This window comes from Salmonella sp. SG203, from assembly GCF_013350575.1.
GTDB classification, from domain to species: Bacteria; Pseudomonadota; Gammaproteobacteria; order Enterobacterales; family Enterobacteriaceae; genus Salmonella; species Salmonella enterica.
This window is the reverse complement of sequence record NZ_SNMT01000002.1, coordinates 216,290-239,927: the sequence shown is the minus strand read 5'-3', so window position 1 is coordinate 239,927 and position 23,638 is coordinate 216,290. Positions and strand designations below refer to the sequence as shown.

18 protein-coding genes are annotated in these 23,638 nt (G+C 50.7%); 13 read left to right on the top strand and 5 right to left on the bottom strand.

The genetic code is table 11. The features are described 5' to 3' along the window. The first annotated feature begins 161 nt into the window (after positions 1–161). Positions 162–1,583, top strand: a complete 1,422-nt coding sequence (locus HV477_RS04285; RefSeq protein WP_001134268.1) for an APC family permease — start codon at positions 162–164, stop codon at positions 1,581–1,583. A gap of 291 nt (positions 1,584–1,874) precedes the next feature. Here the strand turns inward: HV477_RS04285 and pflA are convergent, their stop codons facing one another. Continuing rightward, positions 1,875–2,672 carry a pyruvate formate lyase 1-activating protein gene (pflA, locus tag HV477_RS04280; RefSeq protein WP_000067973.1) on the bottom strand — a complete coding sequence of 266 codons (798 nt, stop codon included), beginning with the start codon at positions 2,670–2,672 and terminating at the stop codon, positions 1,875–1,877. Positions 2,673–2,790: 118 nt separating this feature from the next. Further along, entirely contained in the window at positions 2,791–3,117 is a 327-nt protein-coding gene (locus tag HV477_RS04275; protein WP_079899234.1) for a cytoplasmic protein, read from the bottom strand. A 130-nt stretch (positions 3,118–3,247) separates the two neighbouring features. Between HV477_RS04275 and sopD2 the strand changes: the two genes are divergently transcribed. Beyond that, on the top strand, positions 3,248–4,207 hold the full coding sequence (sopD2, locus tag HV477_RS04270; RefSeq protein WP_001659495.1) for an SPI-2 type III secretion system effector SopD2: 960 nt from the start codon (positions 3,248–3,250) through the stop codon (positions 4,205–4,207). A 75-nt stretch (positions 4,208–4,282) separates the two neighbouring features. On the opposite strand, the gene pflB is transcribed toward sopD2, so the two are convergent. From pflB to ycaO, 3 genes are all read right to left on the bottom strand, one after another. Continuing rightward, positions 4,283–6,565, bottom strand: a complete 2,283-nt coding sequence (gene pflB, locus HV477_RS04265) for a formate C-acetyltransferase (RefSeq protein ID WP_001292799.1) — start codon at positions 6,563–6,565, stop codon at positions 4,283–4,285. A 59-nt stretch (positions 6,566–6,624) separates the two neighbouring features. Beyond that, positions 6,625–7,482, bottom strand: coding sequence for a formate transporter FocA (gene focA / locus HV477_RS04260; protein ID WP_000642539.1), 858 nt, complete (start codon positions 7,480–7,482; stop codon positions 6,625–6,627). Positions 7,483–7,886: 404 nt separating this feature from the next. After that, the gene (gene ycaO, locus HV477_RS04255; protein WP_000194822.1) at positions 7,887–9,647 is read right to left on the bottom strand and encodes a 30S ribosomal protein S12 methylthiotransferase accessory factor YcaO; all 1,761 of its coding nucleotides are present in this window, start codon (positions 9,645–9,647) and stop codon (positions 7,887–7,889) included. A 136-nt stretch (positions 9,648–9,783) separates the two neighbouring features. On the opposite strand from ycaO, the gene HV477_RS04250 reads away from it, so the two are divergent. The 11 genes from HV477_RS04250 to HV477_RS04200 all read left to right on the top strand — a co-directional run bounded on the left by HV477_RS04250 (position 9,784) and on the right by HV477_RS04200 (position 23,620). Further along, a complete protein-coding gene (locus tag HV477_RS04250; RefSeq protein ID WP_000642866.1) occupies positions 9,784–10,476 on the top strand; it encodes a DUF421 domain-containing protein in 693 nt (230 codons plus the stop codon). Positions 10,477–10,661: 185 nt separating this feature from the next. Then, positions 10,662–11,750: a 3-phosphoserine/phosphohydroxythreonine transaminase gene (gene serC / locus HV477_RS04245; RefSeq protein ID WP_000079592.1), complete on the top strand. Its 1,089-nt coding sequence runs from the start codon at positions 10,662–10,664 to the stop codon at positions 11,748–11,750. Positions 11,751–11,820: 70 nt separating this feature from the next. Continuing rightward, positions 11,821–13,104, top strand: coding sequence for a 3-phosphoshikimate 1-carboxyvinyltransferase (aroA, locus tag HV477_RS04240; protein WP_079899235.1), 1,284 nt, complete (start codon positions 11,821–11,823; stop codon positions 13,102–13,104). Positions 13,105–13,246: 142 nt separating this feature from the next. Further along, positions 13,247–14,008: a M48 family metallopeptidase gene (locus tag HV477_RS04235; RefSeq protein ID WP_000792301.1), complete on the top strand. Its 762-nt coding sequence runs from the start codon at positions 13,247–13,249 to the stop codon at positions 14,006–14,008. 172 nt (positions 14,009–14,180) lie between these two features. Next, on the top strand, positions 14,181–14,864 hold the full coding sequence (gene cmk / locus HV477_RS04230; RefSeq protein ID WP_000125007.1) for a (d)CMP kinase: 684 nt from the start codon (positions 14,181–14,183) through the stop codon (positions 14,862–14,864). Between the two features lie 113 nt (positions 14,865–14,977). Further along, complete coding sequence (gene rpsA, locus HV477_RS04225) at positions 14,978–16,651, top strand: 30S ribosomal protein S1 (protein ID WP_000140324.1); 1,674 nt, start codon at positions 14,978–14,980, stop codon at positions 16,649–16,651. Between the two features lie 155 nt (positions 16,652–16,806). Then, positions 16,807–17,091: an integration host factor subunit beta gene (ihfB, locus tag HV477_RS04220; RefSeq protein ID WP_000167332.1), complete on the top strand. Its 285-nt coding sequence runs from the start codon at positions 16,807–16,809 to the stop codon at positions 17,089–17,091. A 229-nt stretch (positions 17,092–17,320) separates the two neighbouring features. Continuing rightward, a complete protein-coding gene (locus HV477_RS04215; protein ID WP_000705784.1) occupies positions 17,321–19,585 on the top strand; it encodes a ComEC family protein in 2,265 nt (754 codons plus the stop codon). A 36-nt stretch (positions 19,586–19,621) separates the two neighbouring features. Then, on the top strand, positions 19,622–21,370 hold the full coding sequence (gene msbA / locus HV477_RS04210; protein WP_000551246.1) for a lipid A ABC transporter ATP-binding protein/permease MsbA: 1,749 nt from the start codon (positions 19,622–19,624) through the stop codon (positions 21,368–21,370). Beyond that, complete coding sequence (lpxK, locus tag HV477_RS04205) at positions 21,367–22,344, top strand: tetraacyldisaccharide 4'-kinase (protein ID WP_000561679.1); 978 nt, start codon at positions 21,367–21,369, stop codon at positions 22,342–22,344. Before msbA ends, lpxK begins: the two co-directional genes overlap by 4 nt. A 43-nt stretch (positions 22,345–22,387) precedes the next feature. Further along, on the top strand, positions 22,388–23,620 hold the full coding sequence (locus HV477_RS04200) for a winged helix-turn-helix domain-containing protein (RefSeq protein WP_079899236.1): 1,233 nt from the start codon (positions 22,388–22,390) through the stop codon (positions 23,618–23,620). The last annotated feature ends 18 nt before the right edge of the window (positions 23,621–23,638 follow it).

Below are 23,638 nucleotides of genomic sequence, written 5' to 3'. Positions count from 1 at the left end.
ACGTAAAATAATTGACCTGCATAATTTTCTTGCTTTACTGAAAAATAAAATGTGCCGAAGGTTATAATTTTGCGCTCCTCTATTTTCTCTCTTCGTCTTTACCGCGCATAATCCCCCGCTTCATTTATAGTAATAGCATTGTGTTCACGAAGGATCGCGTTATGCCGAATGTGCAGGAAAAACAGTTGCGATGGTACAACATCGCCTTGATGTCGTTTATTACCGTTTGGGGATTCGGCAATGTTGTCAATAACTATGCTAACCAGGGGTTAGTGGTTGTCTTCTCCTGGGTGTTTATTTTTGCGCTCTATTTTATTCCTTATGCCTTAATCGTGGGGCAACTGGGCTCAACCTTCAAAGAGGGAAAAGGGGGCGTCAGTACCTGGATTAAGCATACGATGGGGCCGGGGTTGGCTTACCTTGCGGCATGGACTTATTGGGTCGTGCATATTCCCTACCTGGCGCAAAAGCCGCAGGCGATACTCATTGCATTGGGATGGGCTTTAAAAGGCGACGGCTCGTTGATAAAAGAATATACCGTCGTTGCCTTGCAGGGGCTGACGCTGGCATTGTTTGTTTTCTTTATGTGGGTTGCTTCCCGGGGGATGAAATCGCTAAAGGTTGTTGGGTCTGTGGCCGGAATTGCCATGTTTATCATGTCAATTTTATATGTTGTGATGGCAGTGACCGCGCCAGCAATTACAAACGTTGAAATTGCGACCACTAACATCACCTGGCAGTCATTTATTCCTCATATCGATTTTACCTATATCACCACCATCTCTATGTTGGTCTTTGCGGTTGGTGGGGCAGAGAAGATCTCGCCTTATGTCAACCAGACGCGGAATCCAGGAAAAGAATTTCCGAAGGGGATGCTCTTTTTAGCCGTCATGGTTGCGGTCTGCGCTATCCTCGGTTCGTTGGCGATGGGAATGATGTTTGATTCCCGGCATATACCTGACGATTTAATGACCAATGGGCAATATTATGCATTCCAGAAATTGGGTGAGTATTACCATATGGGTAATTCATTAATGGTGATTTATGCCATTGCCAATACTCTGGGGCAAATCGCCGCGCTGGTGTTTTCTATTGATGCGCCACTGAAAGTTTTACTGGGTGATGCAGACACTAAATATATCCCGCAGCGCTTATGTCGTACTAACGCTTCAGGTACGCCTGTTAACGGTTATTTGCTGACATTAGTGTTGGTCGCTATCTTGATTATGTTGCCAACGCTTGGCATCGGCGATATGAACAACCTGTACAAATGGCTGCTTAATCTCAACTCAGTCGTCATGCCGCTGCGCTATCTGTGGGTATTCGTCGCCTTTATTGCCGTCATTCGACTGGCGCAAAAGTACAAACCCGAATATGTGTTTATTCGCAACAGGGCGTTGGCGTTAACTGTGGGAATATGGTGTTTTGCCTTCACCGCGTTTGCCTGCCTTACCGGTATTTTCCCCAAAATGGAGGCGTTCACGCCGGAGTGGACATTCCAGCTGACGTTGAACATCGTGACGCCTTTTGTCCTGGTCGGGTTGGGATTAATTTTCCCACTGCTGGCGCGTAGAAACACATAACGACGCTCTTTTCCACGGCGCTCCTGTCAGGCGAGCGCCTTTTAAGGTTACAGGTGCCTGGGTTCCAGGCGGAGACCACGGTATTAACAGGCGCCGGGGGCAGCAATAGTTGTCAGACCTTCAACCCAGCAGCAGATAAGCGACTCTGTATTTAATACCTGGTTAGCGCAATATTGTTAACCATGCCTGTCTGATGGCGGGGTCGGGTATTTTAGCGGTAAGAGCGTTATCCAGACAGCAAAACGGCTACCGTCATGGGTAGCCGTTTAAAAGCGGTAAGATAGCAGGCGATTAATACATCACTTTATGACCATACTGCTCAAGAATACCCTTTACACGCTCCATGGTCTCTTTTTTAGGCGGCTTCACGCCATCCAGTTTATATTCTTCGCCCATTGCCACCCATTTATGTTTGCCCAGCTCATGATAGGGCAACAGTTCGATTTTTTCGACATTACCCATATCGCGGGTAAACTCGCCCAGGCGATGCGCGGAATCATCGTCGTCAGACCAGCCGGGAACGACAACGTAACGGATCCAGACCTTCACATTTTTCTTTGATAAATACTGCGCGAATTCCAGCGTCCGGTGATTAGAGACACCGACCAGATTCTGGTGGATCTCATCATTCATCTGCTTGAGATCGAGCATCACCAGATCGGTAACGTCCAACAGTTCATCAATCACCGGGTCATAACGGCGCACAAAGCCGTTGGTGTCGAGACAGGTGTGGATACCTTCTTTTTTACAGGCGCGAAACCAGTCGCGTACAAATTCTGCCTGCAAAATGGCCTCGCCGCCGGATGCCGTCACGCCGCCGCCAGAAGCATTCATAAAATGCCGATAGGTCACCACCTCTTTCATTAAGTCTTCAACGGTGATTTCTTTACCGCCATGCGTATCCCATGTGTCGCGGTTATGGCAATACAGGCAGCGCATCAGGCAGCCCTGAAAAAAGGTAATAAAGCGGATGCCTGGGCCATCAACGGTGCCACAGGACTCAAAGGAGTGAATGCGACCAATAACCGGCTTTTTATCAGCAGTTACTGCAACACTTTCATTTGTAATACAATTGGTTAAGTTACTCATATCGCTTCGGCTAGCTCTAAATAACATGGGGTTTATGGACACATTCCGGGCATGTTGAGCACCCTGGTAAGGGGGGTGCATCCTGTAAAAAAGCGGTACTGCGAGCGTAAATTTTGGACTACAGAATGTGTGGCTGTTCCAGAATGTGCTGCAATGGAGCTATTTTACCTCTATTCAGTATAAAATATACGGCAAATCTATGCTGCATAACTCGCACCGCCAGAAATTCTGGCTCATTCATCAGCTCGTAACGCCTCAACCGCAATACATACTGCAAGTGTATCATCCATAGCGCCTTGGTTTTACTGTTTATGATCCGCCTCTTTTTTCGAATGGTTGGCGCCGTTTTGTTGTGGTCAGAACGAAAATAATTCTCAACATAATTCAGATGTGTCCAAAGAACGTTATGCGCTGTCCAGCGCCTGGCGTCGCATTCAACGCGCAATCAGGTGTAAATCTGATGTCATTTCTAAACCCAGGCTGATTCAATCTCTTAAATAGAGTGTGGTTTTAATCAAAAAATGAGAGCAACGGATTGGATCTTGCTTTCGCGGTAAATAATCAAGGGAGTTATTATGCCAGTTACGTTAAGTTTTGGTAATCGTCATAACTATGAAATTAATCATTCACGGCTAGCCCGTTTGATGAGTCCTGATAAAGAAGAAGCGCTATACATGGGGGTATGGGATAGATTTAAGGACTGCTTCAGAACACACAAAAAACAAGAGGTGCTGGAGGTATTATATACACTCATCCATGGATGTGAACGTGAAAATCAAGCTGAACTTAATGTTGATATAACCGGCATGGAGAAGATACATGCCTTTACACAATTAAAAGAATATGCTAATCCATCTCAACAAGACCGCTTTGTTATGCGTTTTGATATGAATCAGACACAAGTTTTATTTGAGATTGATGGCAAGGTTATTGATAAATGTAATTTGCATCGTCTCCTCAATGTTTCAGAAAACTGTATTTTTAAAGTGATGGAAGAAGATGAAGAAGAGTTGTTTTTTAAAGTATGTATTAAGTATGGAGAAAAAATTGCCCGCTATCCAGAATTATTAGAAGGATTTGCTAATAAACTTAAAGATGCAGTTAATGAGGATGATGACGTTAAGGATGAAGTTTATAAGCTTATGCGATCTGGAGAAGATCGAAAAATGGAATGTGTTGAATGGAATGGTACTCTTACTGAAGAGGAGAAGAATAAACTACGCTGTCTTCAAATGGGGTCTTTTAATATTACTACCCAATTTTTTAAAATAGGTTACTGGGAATTAGAGGGGGAAGTCCTGTTTGATATGGTTCATCCAACACTTAGCTATCTGCTACAAGCATATAAACCGTCATTGTCATCTGATTTAATAGAAACTAACACCATGCTGTTTTCTGATGTATTAAATAAGGATTATGATGATTATCAAAATAATAAAAGAGAAATTGATGCTATTCTAAGAAGAATATATAGATCACATAATAACACTTTATTTATAAGTGAAAAGTCGAGTTGTCGCAATATGCTTATATAAAAAGTCATTAAAAAGGCCCCACTGATATGGAGCCTTTTTTGTACGCTTTTTATGGCGTAATTTCAGTCAAACCCATTACATGGTCTGCGTGAAGGTACGAGTAATAACGTCCTGCTGCTGTTCTTTCGTCAGGGAGTTAAAACGTACTGCGTAACCAGATACACGGATGGTCAGCTGCGGATATTTTTCCGGATGTTCCATCGCGTCCAGCAGCATTTCACGGTTCATGACGTTGACGTTCAGGTGCTGACCGCCTTCGATGGACGCTTCGTGGTGGAAGTAACCATCCATCAGACCTGCCAGGTTAGTCTTACGAACTTCGTCGTCTTTACCCAGTGCGTTCGGAACGATAGAGAAGGTATAAGAAATACCATCTTTCGCGTAAGCAAATGGCAGTTTAGCAACGGAGGTCAGAGAAGCGACAGCGCCTTTCTGGTCACGACCGTGCATCGGGTTAGCACCTGGTCCGAACGGCGCGCCAGCGCGACGACCATCCGGGGTGTTACCGGTTTTCTTACCATACACAACGTTAGAAGTAATGGTCAGAACAGACTGTGTCGGGATAGCGCCACGGTAGGTGGTCAGTTTCTGAATTTTCTTCATGAAACGTTCTACCAGGTCAACCGCCATGTCATCTACACGAGCGTCGTTGTTACCAAACTGCGGGTATTCGCCTTCGATTTCGAAGTCGATAGCCAGACCATCTTCGTCACGAATCGGTTTAACTTTCGCATATTTGATGGCAGACAGGGAGTCAGCAGCAACGGACAGACCTGCGATACCACACGCCATGGTGCGGATAACGTCACGGTCGTGCAGCGCCATCAGAGAGGCTTCGTAGCTGTACTTGTCGTGCATGTAGTGGATAACGTTCAGCGCGGTGACATACTGTTTAGCCAGCCAGTCCATGAAGTGATCCATGCGATCCATCACTTCGTCGAAGTTCAGAACATCGCCTTTGATCGGTTCGGATTTCGGACCAACCTGCATTTTCAGTTTTTCATCAACGCCGCCGTTGATAGCGTACAGCATGGTTTTCGCCAGGTTTGCACGCGCGCCGAAGAACTGCATTTGTTTACCAACGATCATCGGGCTTACGCAGCATGCGATAGCGTAGTCATCGTTGTTGAAGTCCGGACGCATCAGGTCATCGTTCTCGTACTGCAGAGAAGAGGTGTCGATGGAGACTTTAGCGGCGAATTTCTTGAAGTTCAGCGGCAGTTTTTCAGACCACAGAACGGTGATGTTCGGCTCCGGAGACGGCCCCATGGTGTACAGGGTGTTCAGGAAACGGAAGCTGTTTTTGGTGACCAGAGTACGGCCATCAACGCCCATACCGCCGATAGATTCGGTTGCCCAAATCGGGTCGCCGGAGAACAGTTCATCATATTCAGGAGTACGCAGGAAGCGAACCATACGCAGTTTCATGACCAGGTGGTCAATCATTTCCTGTGCGTCTTGCTCGGTGATTTTGCCTGCTTTCAGGTCACGTTCGATGTACGCATCCAGGAAGGTGGATACACGACCGAAGGACATTGCTGCGCCGTTCTGAGATTTAACCGCAGCCAGGTAACCGAAGTAAGTCCACTGGATTGCTTCCTGAGCGTTAGTCGCCGGACCAGAGATATCGCAGCCGTATTTAGCTGCCATTTCTTTGATCTGACCCAGAGCGCGGTGCTGTTCAGCGATTTCTTCACGCAGACGGATAGTCGCTTCCAGATTTACGCCGTTTTCCAGATCGGATTGCAGAGACGTAAACTGTGCGAATTTGTCTTTCATCAGGTAGTCGATACCGTACAGCGCTACGCGACGGTAGTCACCGATGATACGGCCACGGCCATACGCATCCGGCAGACCGGTCAGAACGCCGGATTTACGGCAACGCAGGATGTCCGGAGTATAAACGTCGAACACGCCCTGGTTGTGAGTCTTACGGTATTCGGTGAAGATTTTTTTGATCATTGGGTCCAGCTCGCGATTGTACGCTTTGCAGGAACCTTCAACCATTTTGATGCCGCCGAACGGGATAATCGCACGCTTCAGCGGAGCTTCAGTCTGCAGACCAACAATTTTCTCAAGCGCTTTGTTGATGTAGCCAGCGTCGTGAGAAGTGATGGTGGAAGCAACGGAGGTGTCAAAGTCAACAGGCGCGTGAGTGCGGTTTTCCTGTTTAACGCCTTCCATTACGCTGTCCCACAGCTTGGTGGTCGCGTCAGTAGCGCCAGCCAGGAAGGACTCGTCACCCTCATACGGAGTGTAGTTTTTCTGAATGAAGTCACGGACGTTTACTTCATTCTGCCAGTCACCTTTGGTAAAACCTTCCCAGGCTGTGGCTAACTTTTCATTAAGCTCGGACATGTAACACCTACCTTCTTAAGTGGATTTTTTATTTACTGCGTGTAATGGGCATCAACAGATTAATGATGCTCGTTACCACGCAGGTAAATGACCCAGTATGTCAACCCGACCAACAAACCGCCGCCGATAATATTACCGATCGTGACCGGAATCAGGTTATCAGTGATGAAGCTCATCACGGTCAGGTGAGAAAAACTTTCCGGAGACGAACCAACCGCGGTCCAAAACTCCGGTGTAGCGAAATCGCGTATTACAATACCCATAGGAATCATAAACATGTTTGCGATACTGTGCTCAAAACCGCTGGCGACAAACATGGCGACGGGCAGTACCATGATGAACGCTTTGTCCATCAGGCTACGACCTGAGTAGCTCATCCACACGGCCAGACAAACCATCAGGTTCGCCAGAATACCGAGGCAGACAGCTTCAATAAAAGTGTGGTGCATTTTGTGGTCGGCGGTTTGCAGGACGTTAAGTCCCCATTGACCGTTGGCAGTCATATACTCGCCGGAAAGCCACATCAGTAACACGAAAAGCAGAGCGCCAATCAGGTTACCAAAATAGACGTTTAACCAGTTTTTAGCCAGTTGCCCCCAGGTGATGCGACCGCTAGCTTTAGCTACAACGATCAGAACAGTAGAGGTGAAAAGATCAGCGCCGCAAATAACACAGAGAATCAGTCCCAAAGAGAAACAGATACCCCCGATAAGTTTCGCCATGCCATAAGGCATCGCGCCAGTACCGGTTGTCGCAGTAATATAAAAAACAAAGGCAATTGAAATGAATACGCCGGCGGTAATCGCCAGATAGAAAGTCTTAAGCGGATGTTTCGTTGCTTTATAGACGCCTGCTTCTTCAGCCACTTTGGCCATTGCTGCAGGGAGTAAAAGGTCAAAAGGGTTGTCAGCTTTCACACTAACTCTCTCTTTATTAAGTCGGCGACGAGATACTAACAAAGCATTATAGATGAGAATTTGATATAGATCATATCTCGCCTGGCTTATAGGCCCGTAAGTCGCATGGCTTTTATGCAATTACGGTGTAACTTTTTGATTATCCTAATAAAAATAAATTTTAAAAATTATAAATAGAGTTGAATTTTTTCCTGACTCCTCCTGCTGCACGGTTAATTAATATGGAGTAATCAACAAATAAAGTAACATCACTATGTCAATTAATTTAATATCAACAACCAATATTTAACCTTGTTATTACATTTTTCGCCGTTTAGCGAAAATAAATAAAACGGGGCCGCAAAGGCGCCCCGTAATATAACGCAGCCGAGAGGGTAAACCTACCCTAAGTCACTCATATGGCCTTATTTTGACCAGTATGCCGCTTTCGCGCGCTGTAATTTATCATACGCTTTTAACAAGGACTGATGCGCCGGGAACGCTTGTAGATCGTGGTCGACAGCCGGTAGTCCATAAAAAGCCGCTTCACCGCTAAGCGCGGCGCTGGCGGCTTCTACAGCCTCTGCGCCATACATTTTTATAAAAGCATTGAGATATTGCAGTGGCTGACGCGCATCTTCTTGCGACAGGAGCAGCAGAGTTTGCAGGCAACGGTAATAGTTTGCGCGTGCCGGACTAAAGACCGACGAATTGAACTCCATCGTCCATTCTGTCCAGATTAGCGCCTGCTCCAAATCGCCGCCCGCTAACGCTAACATTGCTTTTAATTCGCCGACGCGCAGTGTATACCAACCATTGTCCGCTCCGGTCGCCAGACCCAACAGTTCACGCACGCGGGTGAAATCGTCAAAACCTTCTTCATCCAATTGTTCAATCAGATTGAGATAATCTTCTTTATTCCAGGCGCTACCGGGCAGCGAAAGCAGAGTCTCACGAAGATGGCTACCCATATTGTTGTTGGCCAGCCACAGATCTTCGGCAGGATAAATATCAGACATTCCCGGTACGATAATACGACAGGCGTATACGCCGAGATGCTCGTAATCGGCAATGTAAACTTCTTTATCTTCAGCAGCGAAGATGGCCATCAGCGTGGCGAATTCTTCTTCGGTAGTGCCGGAAAAACTCCAGTCCGTGAACGGGTAATCGGCGTCCTGTTTGAACAGATCCCAGGAAATCAGGCCGCTGGAGTCGATGAAGTGGGTCTCCAGATTAGTGTGCTCCGCGACTTCTTCATCATCGAACGTTGGTGGCGTGAAGACATCAAGATCTTTCAGACCGCGTCCCTGGAGTAGCTCGGTCACTGTACGCTCCAGCGCAACGCCAAAGTCAGGATGGGCGCCAAAAGAAGCAAAGCAGGTACCGTTAGCCGGGTTGAACAGCACGACGCAGATAACCGGATACTTACCGCCCAGCGAGCCGTCATAGGCGAAAATCGGGAAACCCTCGGCTTCCAGCGTGGCGATTGACTCCATTACCGCCGGATAACGCGCCATCACCTCTGCGGGAATCTCCGGCAGACTGATACTTTCCGCAATGATGCGATTTTTCACATAACGCTCGAAGACTTCCGACAGTCCCTGAACGCGGGCTTCATTACGCGTATTGCCGGCGGACATTCCGTTAGAGACGTACAGGTTGCCGATGATATTCATCGGAATATACACGGTCTGGTTATCGGACTGACGGGTAAATGGCAGGCCGCAGACGCCGCGAGCTTCATTGCCGGACTGAAGATCAATTAACTGGCTTCCGGTGAGTTCATTTTCCGGATCGTAAAACGCGCGCAGACGGGCATCAAGCAAGCCTTCCGGTACGTCGTCATTTTCAGTCAGCGGGAACCACTTTTCGTTCGGGTAATGCACGAATGGCCCATTGGCGACCGTTTCGCCAAGCCAGAAATCAGCAAAGAAGTAGTTGGTTGACAGACGCTCGAAGTATTCGCCCAGCGCCGAGGCCAGCGCCGCTTTTTTGGTCGCGCCTTTTCCGTTGGTAAAGCATAACGCGCACTCTTTATCGCGAATATGCACTGACCAGACGTTTGGCACCGGGTTCAGCCAGGAGGCCTCTTCGATGTGAAAGCCGAGGTCGAGTAACTTTTGCTGGAAGCGGGCGATGGAGTCTTCCAGCGCGGCGTCTTTGCCGGGAATAAATGTTTGCGTCATGAAAATCACTTTTGTCGTACGGAAAGCGCGCAATGATACGGGTTTTATGTGACGGGCGCTATCTCGCCGGGACATCGGCGGAAATAAAAGTATTGGCTATGCTTTTACACTGGCATTCACAGGAAGAGCATAAAAAATGAAAGCATTTGATTTGCAACGAATGGCGCTGGATAACGTGCCGGTAGCGTTTTTGGGGGAAGTGGCGCTGCGTAGCTTTTACACCTTTGTTCTGGTGTTTCTTTTCTTAAAGGTGACAGGACGACGCGGCGTACGGCAAATGTCGCTTTTTGAAGTGCTGATCATTTTGACATTGGGATCGGCGGCAGGCGACGTCGCGTTTTATGATGACGTTCCGATGCTCCCTGTTCTGGTGGTATTCATCACCCTGGCGCTGCTCTATCGCCTGGTCATGTGGCTGATGGCGCATAGTGAAAAGTTGGAAGATCTGCTGGAAGGCAAGTCGGTGGTCATTGTTGAAGACGGCGAACTGGCGTGGGAAAAACTGCAGCGCTCGAACATGACGGAGTTTGAGTTTTTTATGGAGCTTCGCTTGAATGGCGTTGAGCAACTGGGGCAGGTCAGACTGGCCATTCTGGAGACAAACGGACAAATCAGCGTCTATTTCTTTGAAAATAAAGACGTTAAGCCGGGGTTAAGCATTCTTCCTGAGCACTGTACGCCACGCTTTATCGTGGCGCCGGAGGCTGGCGACTATGCCTGCGTACGTTGCAGTGAAGTGATACGCATGAACGCCGGGGAAAAGCAATTATGTCCGCGCTGCGCAAATCCAGAATGGACGAAGGCAAGCCGGGCTAAACGCGTTGTTTAACAGCGAAAATATCGGATTTATACGGTTAATCCGGAAGATTCTGTTGTGTGACACATGCCGCATTTTCTCCTCGCATTGTTTTACCCATTGCGGCGCGTGTCACTGAATGATAAAACCGATATTCACATGAATAACGTTTGCCTGATGTCTATCAGGCAGGAAACAATGCAGCGTGGTGAGGGGAAATGGCTCAGGTCTTTAATTTTAGTTCAGGTCCGGCGATGCTACCGGCGGAAGTACTTAAACTGGCGCAACAGGAGCTGCGTGACTGGCACGGTCTTGGTACGTCGGTAATGGAAATTAGCCATCGAGGCAAAGAGTTTATCCAGGTCGCTGAAGAGGCGGAGCAGGATTTTCGCGATCTCCTTAATATCCCCTCCAACTATAAAGTTTTATTTTGTCACGGCGGCGGTCGCGGGCAGTTTGCTGGCGTGCCGCTCAATCTGCTGGGCGATAAAACCACGGCGGATTATGTCGATGCTGGTTACTGGGCGGCGAGCGCCATCAAAGAAGCCAAAAAATACTGTGCGCCGCAGATTATCGACGCCAAAATCACCGTGGACGGCAAACGTGCCGTGAAACCGATGCGCGAGTGGCAGCTTTCCGATAACGCCGCTTATTTACACTATTGCCCGAATGAGACCATTGACGGCATCGCCATCGATGAAACGCCGGATTTTGGCCCGGAGGTGGTCGTCACGGCGGACTTTTCTTCTACCATCCTGTCTGCGCCGCTGGACGTCTCTCGCTATGGCGTAATTTATGCTGGCGCGCAGAAGAATATCGGTCCGGCAGGACTGACGCTGGTTATCGTCCGGGAGGATCTGTTAGGCAAGGCGCATGAGAGCTGCCCGTCCATCCTCGACTACACCGTCCTGAGTGATAACGACTCGATGTTTAATACGCCGCCGACTTTCGCCTGGTATCTTTCCGGTCTGGTGTTCAAATGGTTGAAAGCGCAGGGCGGCGTGGCGGCGATGCACAAAATCAATCAGCAAAAAGCGGAGTTGCTGTACGGTGTGATTGATAACAGCGATTTCTACCGTAACGATGTCGCACAGGCCAACCGTTCGCGGATGAACGTTCCGTTCCAGTTAGCGGACAATGCGCTGGACAAGGTCTTTCTGGAAGAGTCTTTCGCCGCCGGTCTGCACGCCTTAAAAGGGCACCGTGTTGTTGGCGGTATGCGCGCCTCTATCTATAACGCCATGCCGATTGAAGGGGTGAAAGCGCTGACCGATTTCATGATCGATTTTGAGCGTCGCCACGGCTAATACGTTTCTTTTTTCATCCCCACGGCCAGTCTGTGGGGTTTTTATTTCTGTTTTTTGAGAGTTGAGTTTCATGGAATCCCTGACGTTACAACCCATCGCGCGGGTCGACGGCGCCATTAATTTACCTGGCTCCAAAAGTGTTTCAAACCGTGCTTTGCTCTTGGGGGCTTTAGCTTGTGGTAAAACCGTTCTGACGAATCTGCTGGATAGCGATGACGTCCGCCATATGCTCAATGCCCTGAGCGCGTTGGGGATCAATTACACCCTTTCTGCCGATCGCACCCGCTGTGACATTACGGGTAATGGCGGCGCATTACGTGCGCCAGGCGCTCTGGAACTGTTTCTCGGTAATGCCGGAACCGCGATGCGTCCGTTAGCGGCAGCGCTATGTCTGGGGCAAAATGAGATAGTGTTAACCGGCGAACCGCGTATGAAAGAGCGTCCGATAGGCCATCTGGTCGATTCGCTGCGTCAGGGTGGGGCGAATATTGATTACCTGGAGCAGGAAAACTATCCGCCCCTGCGTCTGCGCGGCGGTTTTACCGGCGGCGACATTGAGGTTGATGGTAGCGTTTCCAGCCAGTTCCTGACCGCTCTGCTGATGACGGCGCCGCTGGCCTCTAAAGACACAATTATTCGCGTTAAAGGCGAACTGGTATCAAAACCTTACATCGATATCACGCTAAATTTAATGAAAACCTTTGGCGTGGAGATAGCGAACCATCACTACCAACAATTTGTCGTGAAGGGCGGTCAACAGTATCACTCTCCAGGTCGCTATCTGGTCGAGGGCGATGCCTCGTCAGCATCCTATTTTCTCGCCGCCGGGGCGATAAAAGGCGGCACGGTAAAAGTGACCGGAATTGGCCGCAAAAGTATGCAGGGCGATATTCGTTTTGCCGATGTGCTGGAGAAAATGGGCGCGACCATTACCTGGGGCGATGATTTTATTGCCTGCACGCGCGGTGAATTGCACGCCATAGATATGGATATGAACCATATTCCGGATGCGGCGATGACGATTGCCACCACGGCGCTGTTTGCGAAAGGAACCACGACGTTGCGCAATATTTATAACTGGCGAGTGAAAGAAACCGATCGCCTGTTCGCGATGGCGACCGAGCTACGTAAAGTGGGCGCTGAAGTCGAAGAAGGGCACGACTATATTCGTATCACGCCGCCGGCGAAGCTCCAACACGCGGATATTGGCACGTACAACGACCACCGTATGGCGATGTGCTTCTCACTGGTCGCACTGTCCGATACGCCAGTTACGATCCTGGACCCTAAATGTACCGCAAAAACGTTCCCTGATTATTTCGAACAACTGGCGCGAATGAGTACGCCTGCCTAAGTCTTCTGTTGCGCCAGTCGACGGGCTGGCGCGCCGAGTCCGTATTCGCACTATTTTTATAATTATGACTAATGCTAATTTGTTGATGATTTAACACATTGATTTATGTGTTTTTTATAATAGTTATCAACGGAAGATTAGTATGAAAAATAAATCATTACTACTGGCGGTGGCGATTTCCGCCACGCTACTGGCAGGATGTAAAAATGGCGTGAATGGCAATTTAATCGCCAGTTCAGGCATGTCAGCCTACAAAGCCGCCACACTGTCCGATGCGGATGTTAAGGCATTATCTAATAATGCCTGTAAACAAATGGACAGCGAGAATCAACTGGCAGGTTCGAAAAGCAAATACACCAAACGTCTGAGCAAAATCGCCAAAGCGCTGGGTAACAACATTGACGGTACGCCGGTTAGCTATAAAGTCTATATGACCAGCGATATCAACGCATGGGCGATGGCGAACGGTTGCGTTCGCGTATACTCCGGCCTGATGGATCTGATGACCGATAATGAAATTGAAGGCGTACTGGGCCATGAACTGGGCCATGTCTCTTTAGGGCACTCTCGCAAGGCAATGCAGACCGCTTATGCCACGCTGGCGGCTCGCGATGCGATTTCCGCCACCAGCGGCGTCGCAGCGCAGCTTTCCCAGTCTCAATTGGGCGATCTGGCGGAAGGCGTCATCAATTCGGCGTTTTCTCGCAGTCAGGAGTCGGATGCAGATGACTTCTCTTACGATCTGCTGAAAAAACGCGGGATTAACACCCAGGGCTTAGTCACGGCATTCGATAAATTCGCCACAATGGACGCAGGTCATGCAAAATCATTGATGGACTCCCACCCGGCTTCAGCCGATCGCGCGCAGCATATGCGCGACAGAATTGCCGAAGATAAAAAGTAAATCATTGTCATCTTTCGGGCTGGTTTCTCGCCAGCCCGCTATAATTGCGCAATTATTCCGCATCTGATTACAGACAAAACTGGTTTTTGCACGCAACGTTAACGGTCGCGAGCGTTGGCGCGTATAATGCGCGGCGTTTACGTTAACGGTACGCCTGTTTAAGGAGATAAAGATGACGGCAATTGCCCCGGTAATAACCATTGATGGCCCAAGCGGTGCAGGTAAAGGCACCTTGTGCAAAGCAATGGCGGAAGCATTGCAATGGCATCTGCTGGATTCCGGCGCGATATACCGCGTACTGGCGCTGGCGGCATTGCATCACCATGTCGATCTCGCCTCTGAAGATGCGCTGGTGCCGCTGGCGTCCCATCTGGACGTGCGTTTCGTCTCAACGGACGGCAACCTGGAAGTTATCCTGGAAGGCGAGGACGTTAGCGGCGAAATCCGTACGCAGGAAGTCGCGAACGCGGCATCCCAGGTGGCGGCATTCCCACGCGTGCGTGAAGCGCTTCTTCGCCGCCAACGCGCATTCCGCGAAGCGCCTGGTTTAATCGCCGATGGACGCGATATGGGGACCGTGGTCTTCCCGGATGCGCCGGTAAAAATTTTCCTTGACGCCTCCTCGGAGGAACGTGCGCATCGACGTATGCTACAGTTGCAGGAGAATGGCTTTAGTGTTAACTTTGAACGCCTTTTGGCCGAGATCAAGGAACGCGACGATCGCGATCGTAATCGCGCTGTAGCGCCGTTAGTTCCTGCTGCTGATGCATTAGTTTTGGATTCTACCCGATTAAGCATTGAGCAAGTGATTGAAAAAGCGTTACAATATGCGCGCCAAAAATTGGCTCTCGCTTAAATGCGACCGAATTTGTAGTACCCCCGTTGCAAAGGATTGACAGCGGGTATGTTAAACAACCCCATCCGGCACGGAGCCAGGTGGACGTTAAATATGAAACCTGAAGATTAAACATGACTGAATCTTTTGCTCAACTCTTTGAAGAATCCTTAAAAGAAATCGAAACCCGCCCGGGTTCCATCGTTCGTGGTGTTGTTGTTGCTATCGACAAAGACGTAGTACTGGTTGACGCCGGTCTGAAATCTGAGTCTGCCATTCCGGCTGAGCAGTTCAAAAACGCCCAGGGCGAACTGGAAATCCAGGTTGGTGACGAAGTTGACGTTGCTCTGGATGCAGTAGAAGACGGCTTCGGTGAAACTCTGCTCTCTCGTGAGAAAGCTAAACGTCACGAAGCATGGATCACGCTGGAAAAAGCTTACGAAGATGCTGAAACTGTTACCGGTGTTATCAACGGCAAAGTTAAGGGTGGCTTCACTGTTGAGCTGAACGGTATTCGCGCGTTCCTGCCAGGTTCTCTGGTAGACGTTCGTCCGGTGCGTGACACTCTGCACCTGGAAGGCAAAGAGCTTGAATTCAAAGTAATCAAGCTGGACCAGAAACGTAACAACGTTGTGGTTTCTCGTCGTGCCGTTATCGAATCCGAAAACAGCGCAGAACGCGATCAGCTGCTGGAAAACCTGCAGGAAGGCATGGAAGTTAAAGGTATCGTTAAGAACCTCACTGACTACGGTGCATTCGTTGATCTGGGCGGCGTTGACGGCCTGCTGCACATCACTGATATGGCCTGGAAACGCGTTAAGCATCCGAGCGAAATCGTGAACGTTGGCGACGAAATCAACGTGAAAGTGCTGAAATTCGACCGCGAGCGTACCCGTGTATCCCTGGGCCTGAAACAGCTGGGCGAAGATCCGTGGGTTGCTATCGCTAAACGTTATCCGGAAGGTACCAAACTGACCGGTCGCGTGACCAACCTGACCGACTACGGCTGCTTCGTTGAAATCGAAGAAGGCGTTGAAGGCCTGGTTCACGTTTCCGAAATGGACTGGACCAACAAAAACATCCACCCGTCCAAAGTGGTTAACGTTGGCGACGTAGTGGAAGTGATGGTTCTGGATATCGACGAAGAACGTCGTCGTATCTCCTTGGGTCTGAAGCAGTGCAAATCTAACCCGTGGCAGCAGTTCGCAGAAACCCACAACAAGGGCGACCGCGTTGAAGGTAAAATCAAGTCTATCACTGACTTCGGTATCTTCATCGGCCTGGACGGCGGCATCGACGGCCTGGTTCACCTGTCTGACATCTCCTGGAACGTTGCAGGCGAAGAAGCAGTTCGTGAATACAAAAAAGGCGACGAAATCGCTGCAGTTGTTCTGCAGGTTGACGCAGAACGTGAACGTATCTCCCTGGGCGTTAAACAGCTCGCAGAAGATCCGTTCAACAACTGGGTTGCTCTGAACAAGAAAGGCGCTATCGTAACCGGTAAAGTCACTGCAGTTGACGCGAAAGGCGCAACCGTAGAACTGGCTGACGGCGTTGAAGGTTACCTGCGTGCTTCTGAAGCATCCCGTGACCGCGTTGAAGATGCGACTCTGGTTCTGAGCGTTGGCGACGACGTTGAAGCTAAATTCACAGGCGTTGATCGTAAAAACCGCGCAATCAGCCTGTCTGTTCGTGCGAAAGACGAAGCTGACGAGAAAGATGCCATCGCAACTGTTAACAAACAGGAAGATGCAAACTTCTCTAACAACGCAATGGCTGAAGCATTCAAAGCAGCTAAAGGCGAGTAATCCTCTGAAACTTCGGGTCTTTTAGTCCGAAGTATAACGAGATTACTTGACAGATTGCAGGTTTCGGCCTGTAATCAAGCACTAAGGGCGGCTACGGCCGCCCTTAATCAATCTCACGGCTGCAGCCAATTTGCCTTTAAGGAACCGGAGGAATTATGACCAAGTCAGAATTGATTGAAAGACTTGCAACCCAGCAATCTCACATTCCCGCTAAGGCGGTTGAAGACGCGGTAAAAGAGATGCTGGAGCATATGGCCTCGACTCTTGCGCAGGGCGAGCGTATTGAAATCCGCGGTTTCGGCAGTTTTTCTTTGCATTACCGCGCGCCTCGTACCGGACGTAACCCCAAGACCGGCGATAAAGTGGAACTGGAAGGAAAATACGTTCCTCACTTTAAACCGGGTAAAGAACTGCGCGATCGCGCCAATATTTACGGTTAAGTTTTAACGCAAAACTTGAACCCGAAAAAAGCACCGTCAGGGTGCTTTTTTCATTTATACGCCGTCAGGCGCAAACGCTATTCGACCGAAAACTGGAAAACGTTTCGCATTTTTTGCTGCGTCTTACATTTATCAGGTAAAAAACCTGGAATCCGCGCCGTATAGCACAAAATCCCCTCCAGACAATGGCGTCCTGAACCTGCACACTTTCCCGCACAGGGAGGTGTCTATGAAGATAACGACGGTCAGCGTATGCGTAGTATGCGGCATACTTCCACTCATGATATTGCCAGTATTACCTGATACGTGGATTCTCGCGGTGCTGTTTTGTCTGGCATGTTTGCTTTGCCTCATACCCCATCACTATGCGCGCTACGCGGCATTAACCTTGCTCTTTTTCATGTGGGGGATATTTGCCGCCAGGCAGGCCATCTGGGCGGGAAACGTCCTGCCCGCCGCGACGCAGGAGGCGACAGTGGTCATTACTGCCACCGATCATATGACCACTCATTATGGGCGAATCACCCATTTGCGCGGAAAGCCGCTCTTTCCTGCTGTAGGGATTGTCCTGCATGGTCAGTACTTACCCACGGAAGTGTGTGCCGGGCAACAGTGGGCGATGACGCTGAAGGTCAGAGCGGTACACGGACAGCTTAACGAAGGCGGTTTTGATAGCCAGCGTTACGCGCTAGCGCAGCACCAACCGTTGACCGGGCGTTTTCTACAGGCTAAAGCGATTAACCCTGAGTGTAGCTTGCGTGGGCGCTATCTTGCTTCGCTTCGCGCTACGCTTGCGCCTTATCCGTGGCAGCAGGTTATTCTGGCGTTGGGAATGGGGGAGCGGGGAGCGGTGTCGCAGGAGGTGAAGGCCGTTATGCGCGATACGGGGACTGCCCATTTGATGGCGATTTCCGGCCTGCATATCGCTTTTGCTGCGTTATTGGCTGCCGGATTAATCCGTGGCGGACAATTCTTTTTGCCGGTCAGATGGATTCGTTGGCAGACGCCATTGCTGGGCGGCATTCTTTGCGCGATATGTTATGCCTGGCTTACCGGCTTACAACCGCCTGCGCTGCGCACGGTGGCGGCGCTGAGCGTCTGGGGAGGATTAAAATTAAGCGGACGACAGTGGAGCGGCTGGCAAGTCTGGTGCTGCTGTCTGGCCGCGATTATTTTCGCCGATCCTGTGGCGGTTATATCACAAAGTCTTTGGCTGTCAGCATTTGCGGTTGCCGGCCTGTTATTCTGGTATCAGTGGTTTCCTGCGCCAAACGGAAATTTTCCACGAGGCTTACGCTGGTTGCTTAACCTGCTTCACCTACAGGCAGGCATTACACTTCTGCTTTTGCCTCTCCAGGTGGCGCTTTTTCATGGCATAAGCGTTACCGCAATGCTGGCGAATCTTTTTGCCGTACCCTGGGTCACATTTGTGACGGTTCCACTCATCCTGGCGGGAATGATTCTGCATTTAACCGGGCCGTTTTTTCTTGAAGAGTGGGTATGGTACCTGACCGATCGCGCGTTAGCCGCGCTATTTTACCTGTTGAATGCTTTACCGCAGGGCTGGGTCAATATTGATAACCGTTGGCAGTGGCTGACGCTTTTACCCTGGTTAACGCTTATCGCGTGGCGATTAAACGTCTGGCGTACCTGGCCGGCGGTTTGTTTATGCGGGTTATTGTTGATGAGCTGGCCACTCTGGCGGCCGATAAACGCCAGCGGATGGCAGGTGCATATGCTGGATGTCGGTCAGGGGCTGGCGATAGCGATCGTCAGGGGCGATAAAGTAATACTCTACGATACCGGTCGGGCATGGCCGGAGGGCGACAGCGGGCAACAGGTTATTATTCCCTGGTTGCGCTGGCATAATCTGACGCCGGAGGGCGTTATTTTGAGTCATGAGCATCTGGATCATCGGGGCGGGCTGCGTTCGCTACAGCAGGTCTGGCCGTCAATGTGGATTCGCAGCCCGTTAGGCTGGCAGGGACATTTGCCCTGTTTTCGTGGCGAGCAGTGGCAATGGCAGGGGCTAACGTTTCAGGCGCACTGGCCGTTACGCGAAAGTGCCGATCGAGGAAATAACCGTTCTTGTGTGGTCAAAGTGGATGACGGTGTACATAGCATCCTGCTCACGGGCGATATCGAAGCGGGCGCTGAACAAAAAATGCTAAGTCGTTACTGGCGACATCTTGCGGCGACGTTTATCCAGGTGCCGCATCATGGTAGTAATACGTCGTCGTCGCTACCATTTATTCAGCGCGTACATGGTGAAGCGGCGCTGGCGTCCGCATCGCGCTATAACGCATGGCGGCTGCCGTCCCGCAAGGTAAAACAGCGCTACCGACAGCAGGCGTATCAGTGGTTTGATACACCCCACCAGGGGCAAATTTCGCTGCGGTTTTCTCCGCAGGGCTGGCGCATACAAGGCTTACGGGATCAAATTTTACCTCGCTGGTATCATCAGTGGTTTGGCGTGTCCGAGGATAACGGGTAGAATATGCGGCTATTTCAACAAATGCTGGTTTTTTGAATGCATAACGATAAAGATCTCTCTACGTGGCAGACCTTCCGCCGACTGTGGCCAACCATAGCGCCTTTTAAAGCAGGTCTGATCGTGGCGGGCATAGCGTTAATTCTCAACGCAGCCAGCGATACCTTCATGCTATCGCTCCTCAAGCCATTACTGGATGATGGTTTCGGTAAAACGGATCGCTCAGTGTTGCTGTGGATGCCGCTGGTGGTTATTGGGCTGATGATATTACGAGGCATCACTAGCTATATCTCCAGCTACTGTATTTCATGGGTGTCAGGCAAGGTGGTAATGACCATGCGCCGTCGCCTGTTTGGCCATATGATGGGAATGCCCGTCGCCTTCTTTGATAAACAGTCTACCGGTACGCTGCTGTCGCGTATTACATACGATTCAGAACAGGTTGCCTCTTCTTCATCTGGCGCGCTGATTACCGTGGTGCGTGAAGGGGCATCGATCATCGGATTGTTTATCATGATGTTCTATTACAGCTGGCAGTTGTCGATCATCCTGGTTGTTTTAGCGCCGATTGTGTCGATTGCGATTCGCGTTGTCTCAAAGCGGTTCCGCAGCATCAGTAAAAATATGCAGAACACGATGGGACAAGTGACTACCAGCGCTGAACAAATGCTGAAAGGACACAAAGAGGTACTGATTTTTGGCGGTCAGGAAGTCGAAACTAAACGCTTTGATAAAGTCAGCAATAAGATGCGACTGCAAGGCATGAAAATGGTCTCTGCCTCGTCAATTTCCGATCCTATCATTCAGCTCATTGCCTCGCTGGCGCTGGCGTTTGTCCTCTATGCTGCGAGCTTCCCAAGCGTAATGGATAGCCTGACGGCAGGGACCATCACCGTGGTGTTCTCCTCCATGATCGCGCTGATGCGTCCATTAAAATCGCTGACAAACGTTAACGCGCAGTTCCAGCGTGGGATGGCGGCTTGTCAAACGTTGTTTGCGATTCTGGATAGCGAACAGGAGAAAGATGAAGGTAAACGTGTCATTGACCGCGCGACCGGCGATCTCGAATTCCGCAATGTGACGTTTACTTACCCGGGCCGTGAAGTGCCGGCATTGCGTAACATCAATTTGAAAATTCCTGCCGGGAAAACCGTGGCGCTGGTGGGGCGTTCCGGATCGGGTAAATCAACTATCGCCAGTCTGATCACCCGTTTCTACGATATTGATGAAGGACACATCCTGATGGATGGTCACGATCTACGCGAATACACTCTGGCCTCTCTACGTAATCAGGTGGCGCTGGTTTCGCAAAACGTGCATCTGTTTAACGACACGGTCGCTAATAACATTGCTTATGCCCGGACGGAAGAATACAGCCGCGAGCAGATTGAAGAGGCGGCGCGCATGGCCTATGCCATGGACTTTATCAACAAGATGGATAATGGCCTGGATACCATTATCGGCGAAAACGGCGTACTGCTTTCCGGCGGTCAACGCCAGCGTATCGCGATTGCCCGCGCCTTACTGCGCGACAGCCCGATTCTGATCCTTGATGAAGCTACGTCCGCGCTGGATACCGAATCTGAACGTGCGATTCAGGCAGCGTTGGATGAGCTGCAGAAAAACCGTACCTCTCTGGTGATTGCGCACCGTCTCTCCACCATCGAACAGGCGGATGAGATCGTTGTAGTCGAAGACGGTATTATCGTTGAGCGCGGCACTCATAGCGAGCTGCTGGCGCAACACGGCGTTTACGCCCAGCTACATAAGATGCAATTTGGCCAATGATTGCGCGTATCTGGTCGGGTGAATCCCCGCTATGGCGGTTACTGCTGCCGCTCTCCTGGCTGTATGGCCTGGTGAGCGGGGCGATTCGTCTGAGCTATAAGCTTGGTTTTAAACGCGCCTGGCGAGCGCCGGTACCGGTGGTTGTGGTAGGGAATCTTACGGCTGGCGGTAACGGTAAAACCCCCGTAGTCATTTGGCTGGTGGAAAAGCTGCAACAGCGTGGCGTGCGCGTGGGGGTCGTTTCCCGCGGCTACGGCGGGAAAGCTGCCGCTTATCCGCTGCTCCTGACGCCTGAGACGACAACCGCAGAAGCGGGAGATGAACCGGTATTGATTTATCAGCGGACCGGCGCGCCTGTCGCGGTGGCGCCTGAACGCGCCGCGGCGGTGAAAGCGATTCTGGCGGCGCATAATGTGCAGATTATTATCACCGACGATGGGTTGCAGCATTACCGGCTCGCGCGAGATATTGAAATTGTGGTGATTGACGGCGTGCGCCGTTTTGGCAACGGCTGGTGGCTTCCTGCCGGTCCTATGCGCGAACGCGCCAGTCGCCTGAAAACCGTGGACGCCGCTATCGTCAATGGCGGCGTCGCCCGGGCGGGCGAAATCCCCATGCAGCTAGCGCCTGGACTGGCGGTGAACTTACGTACGGGAGCGCGTTGCGATGTGGCGCAACTGAGCAATATTGTGGCGATGGCGGGCATCGGTCATCCGCCGCGCTTTTTCGCCACGCTGGAAGCCTGTGGCGCGCATCCGCAAAAGTGCGTCCCGCTGGCGGATCATCAAACGCTCGCCCCTGCTGACGTTCAGGCGTTGGTCGGTGAAGGGCAGACCCTGGTAATGACGGAAAAAGACGCGGTGAAATGCCGTGCTTTTGCCGAAGATAACTGGTGGTTCTTACCGGTTGATGCGCGTTTGTCCGGTGAGCAGCCTGATAAGTTGCTTGAACATATCACCTCGCTGGTTCGCTAGCGTACCCCAATGCAGCGGCAGTGATGAATTTATGGAGTCATGAATGTCATTGCCGTACCTTTCTCTTTCCCAGGCCCGTTGTCTTCACCTTGCTGCGCAGGGGCTATTGAAAAAGCCGCGCCGTAACGCGATGCCTGGCGATGTTCTTGCCGCCATCTCACGCATGGCGTTGCTGCAAATTGATACCATCAATGTTGTCGCACGTAGCCCCTATCTGGTGCTGTTTAGCCGTCTCGGTTCGTACCCGCAGGCCTGGATGGATGAGGCGCTGCGACGCGGTGAGTTAATGGAATACTGGGCGCATGAGGCCTGTTTCTTACCACGCCGCGACTTTAAACTTATCCGCCATCGTATGCTGTCGCCGGAAAAAATGGGCTGGAAATATCGCGCGGCATGGATGCATGAGCACGCGGAAGAAATAGAACAGCTGGTGCGGCATATTCAGGAGCACGGTCCGGTGCGTTCTGCCGATTTTGAACATGCGCAGAAAGGCGTCAGCGGCTGGTGGGAATGGAAACCACATAAACGCCACCTTGAGGGTTTATTTACCGCCGGAAAAGTCATGGTTGTTGAGCGGCGTAATTTTCAACGCGTATATGATTTAACGCCCCGTGTGATGCCGCACTGGGATGATGAACGCGATGGACTGTCACAGCCGCAGGCGGAAAGCCTGATGCTGGATAATAGCGCGCACAGTCTGGGGATTTTCCGTGAACAGTGGCTGGCGGATTACTACCGCCTGAAACGTCCTGACCTGAAGGGATGGCGGGAGAGCCGGGCGGAACAGCAGCAGATTATTCCGGTCGAGGTGGAAACGTTGGGGCGGATGTGGCTTCATGCCGATCTTCTTTCGCAGCTGGAACCGGCGCTGAATAACGCCTTAAAGGCGACCCATAGCGCAGTACTGTCGCCTTTCGATCCTGTGGTATGGGATCGCAAGCGGGCAGCGCAGCTCTTCGGATTTAGCTATCGGCTGGAATGTTATACGCCCGCGGCGAAGCGCCAGTACGGTTATTTTGTGCTGCCGTTATTATACCGGGGCCGTTTAGTCGGGCGAATGGATGCCAAAATGCACCGTAAAACCGGGGTGCTTGAGGTTATCTCGCTGTATCTGGAGGACGATATTCGCCCTGGCGTTAGTCTGCAAAAAGGAATCTGGCAGGCCATTAGCGCGTTTGCTGCCTGGCAACGGGCATCGCGCGTGACGCTGGGACAATGTCCTCCAGGCTTGTTTAGCGCCATGCGTCATGGCTGGGAAATAGACCCTGCACCATAACCGATTATGTTAATATTG

Bases quoted from the DNA above. Each gene is read 5' to 3' on its own strand.
- rpsA (WP_000140324.1), top strand. From the start codon at position 14,978: ATGACTGAATCTTTTGCTCAACTCTTTGAAGAATCCTTAAAAGAAATC.
- pflA (WP_000067973.1), bottom strand. From the start codon at position 2,672: ATGAGTAACTTAACCAATTGTATTACAAATGAAAGTGTTGCAGTAACT.
- ihfB (WP_000167332.1), top strand. From the start codon at position 16,807: ATGACCAAGTCAGAATTGATTGAAAGACTTGCAACCCAGCAATCTCAC.
- serC (WP_000079592.1), top strand. From the start codon at position 10,662: ATGGCTCAGGTCTTTAATTTTAGTTCAGGTCCGGCGATGCTACCGGCG.
- ycaO (WP_000194822.1), bottom strand. From the start codon at position 9,647: ATGACGCAAACATTTATTCCCGGCAAAGACGCCGCGCTGGAAGACTCC.
- HV477_RS04200 (WP_079899236.1), top strand. From the start codon at position 22,388: ATGTCATTGCCGTACCTTTCTCTTTCCCAGGCCCGTTGTCTTCACCTT.
- msbA (WP_000551246.1), top strand. From the start codon at position 19,622: ATGCATAACGATAAAGATCTCTCTACGTGGCAGACCTTCCGCCGACTG.
- HV477_RS04250 (WP_000642866.1), top strand. From the start codon at position 9,784: ATGAAAGCATTTGATTTGCAACGAATGGCGCTGGATAACGTGCCGGTA.
- pflB (WP_001292799.1), bottom strand. From the start codon at position 6,565: ATGTCCGAGCTTAATGAAAAGTTAGCCACAGCCTGGGAAGGTTTTACC.
- aroA (WP_079899235.1), top strand. From the start codon at position 11,821: ATGGAATCCCTGACGTTACAACCCATCGCGCGGGTCGACGGCGCCATT.
- lpxK (WP_000561679.1), top strand. From the start codon at position 21,367: ATGATTGCGCGTATCTGGTCGGGTGAATCCCCGCTATGGCGGTTACTG.
- HV477_RS04235 (WP_000792301.1), top strand. From the start codon at position 13,247: ATGAAAAATAAATCATTACTACTGGCGGTGGCGATTTCCGCCACGCTA.
- HV477_RS04215 (WP_000705784.1), top strand. From the start codon at position 17,321: ATGAAGATAACGACGGTCAGCGTATGCGTAGTATGCGGCATACTTCCA.
- HV477_RS04285 (WP_001134268.1), top strand. From the start codon at position 162: ATGCCGAATGTGCAGGAAAAACAGTTGCGATGGTACAACATCGCCTTG.
- cmk (WP_000125007.1), top strand. From the start codon at position 14,181: ATGACGGCAATTGCCCCGGTAATAACCATTGATGGCCCAAGCGGTGCA.
- sopD2 (WP_001659495.1), top strand. From the start codon at position 3,248: ATGCCAGTTACGTTAAGTTTTGGTAATCGTCATAACTATGAAATTAAT.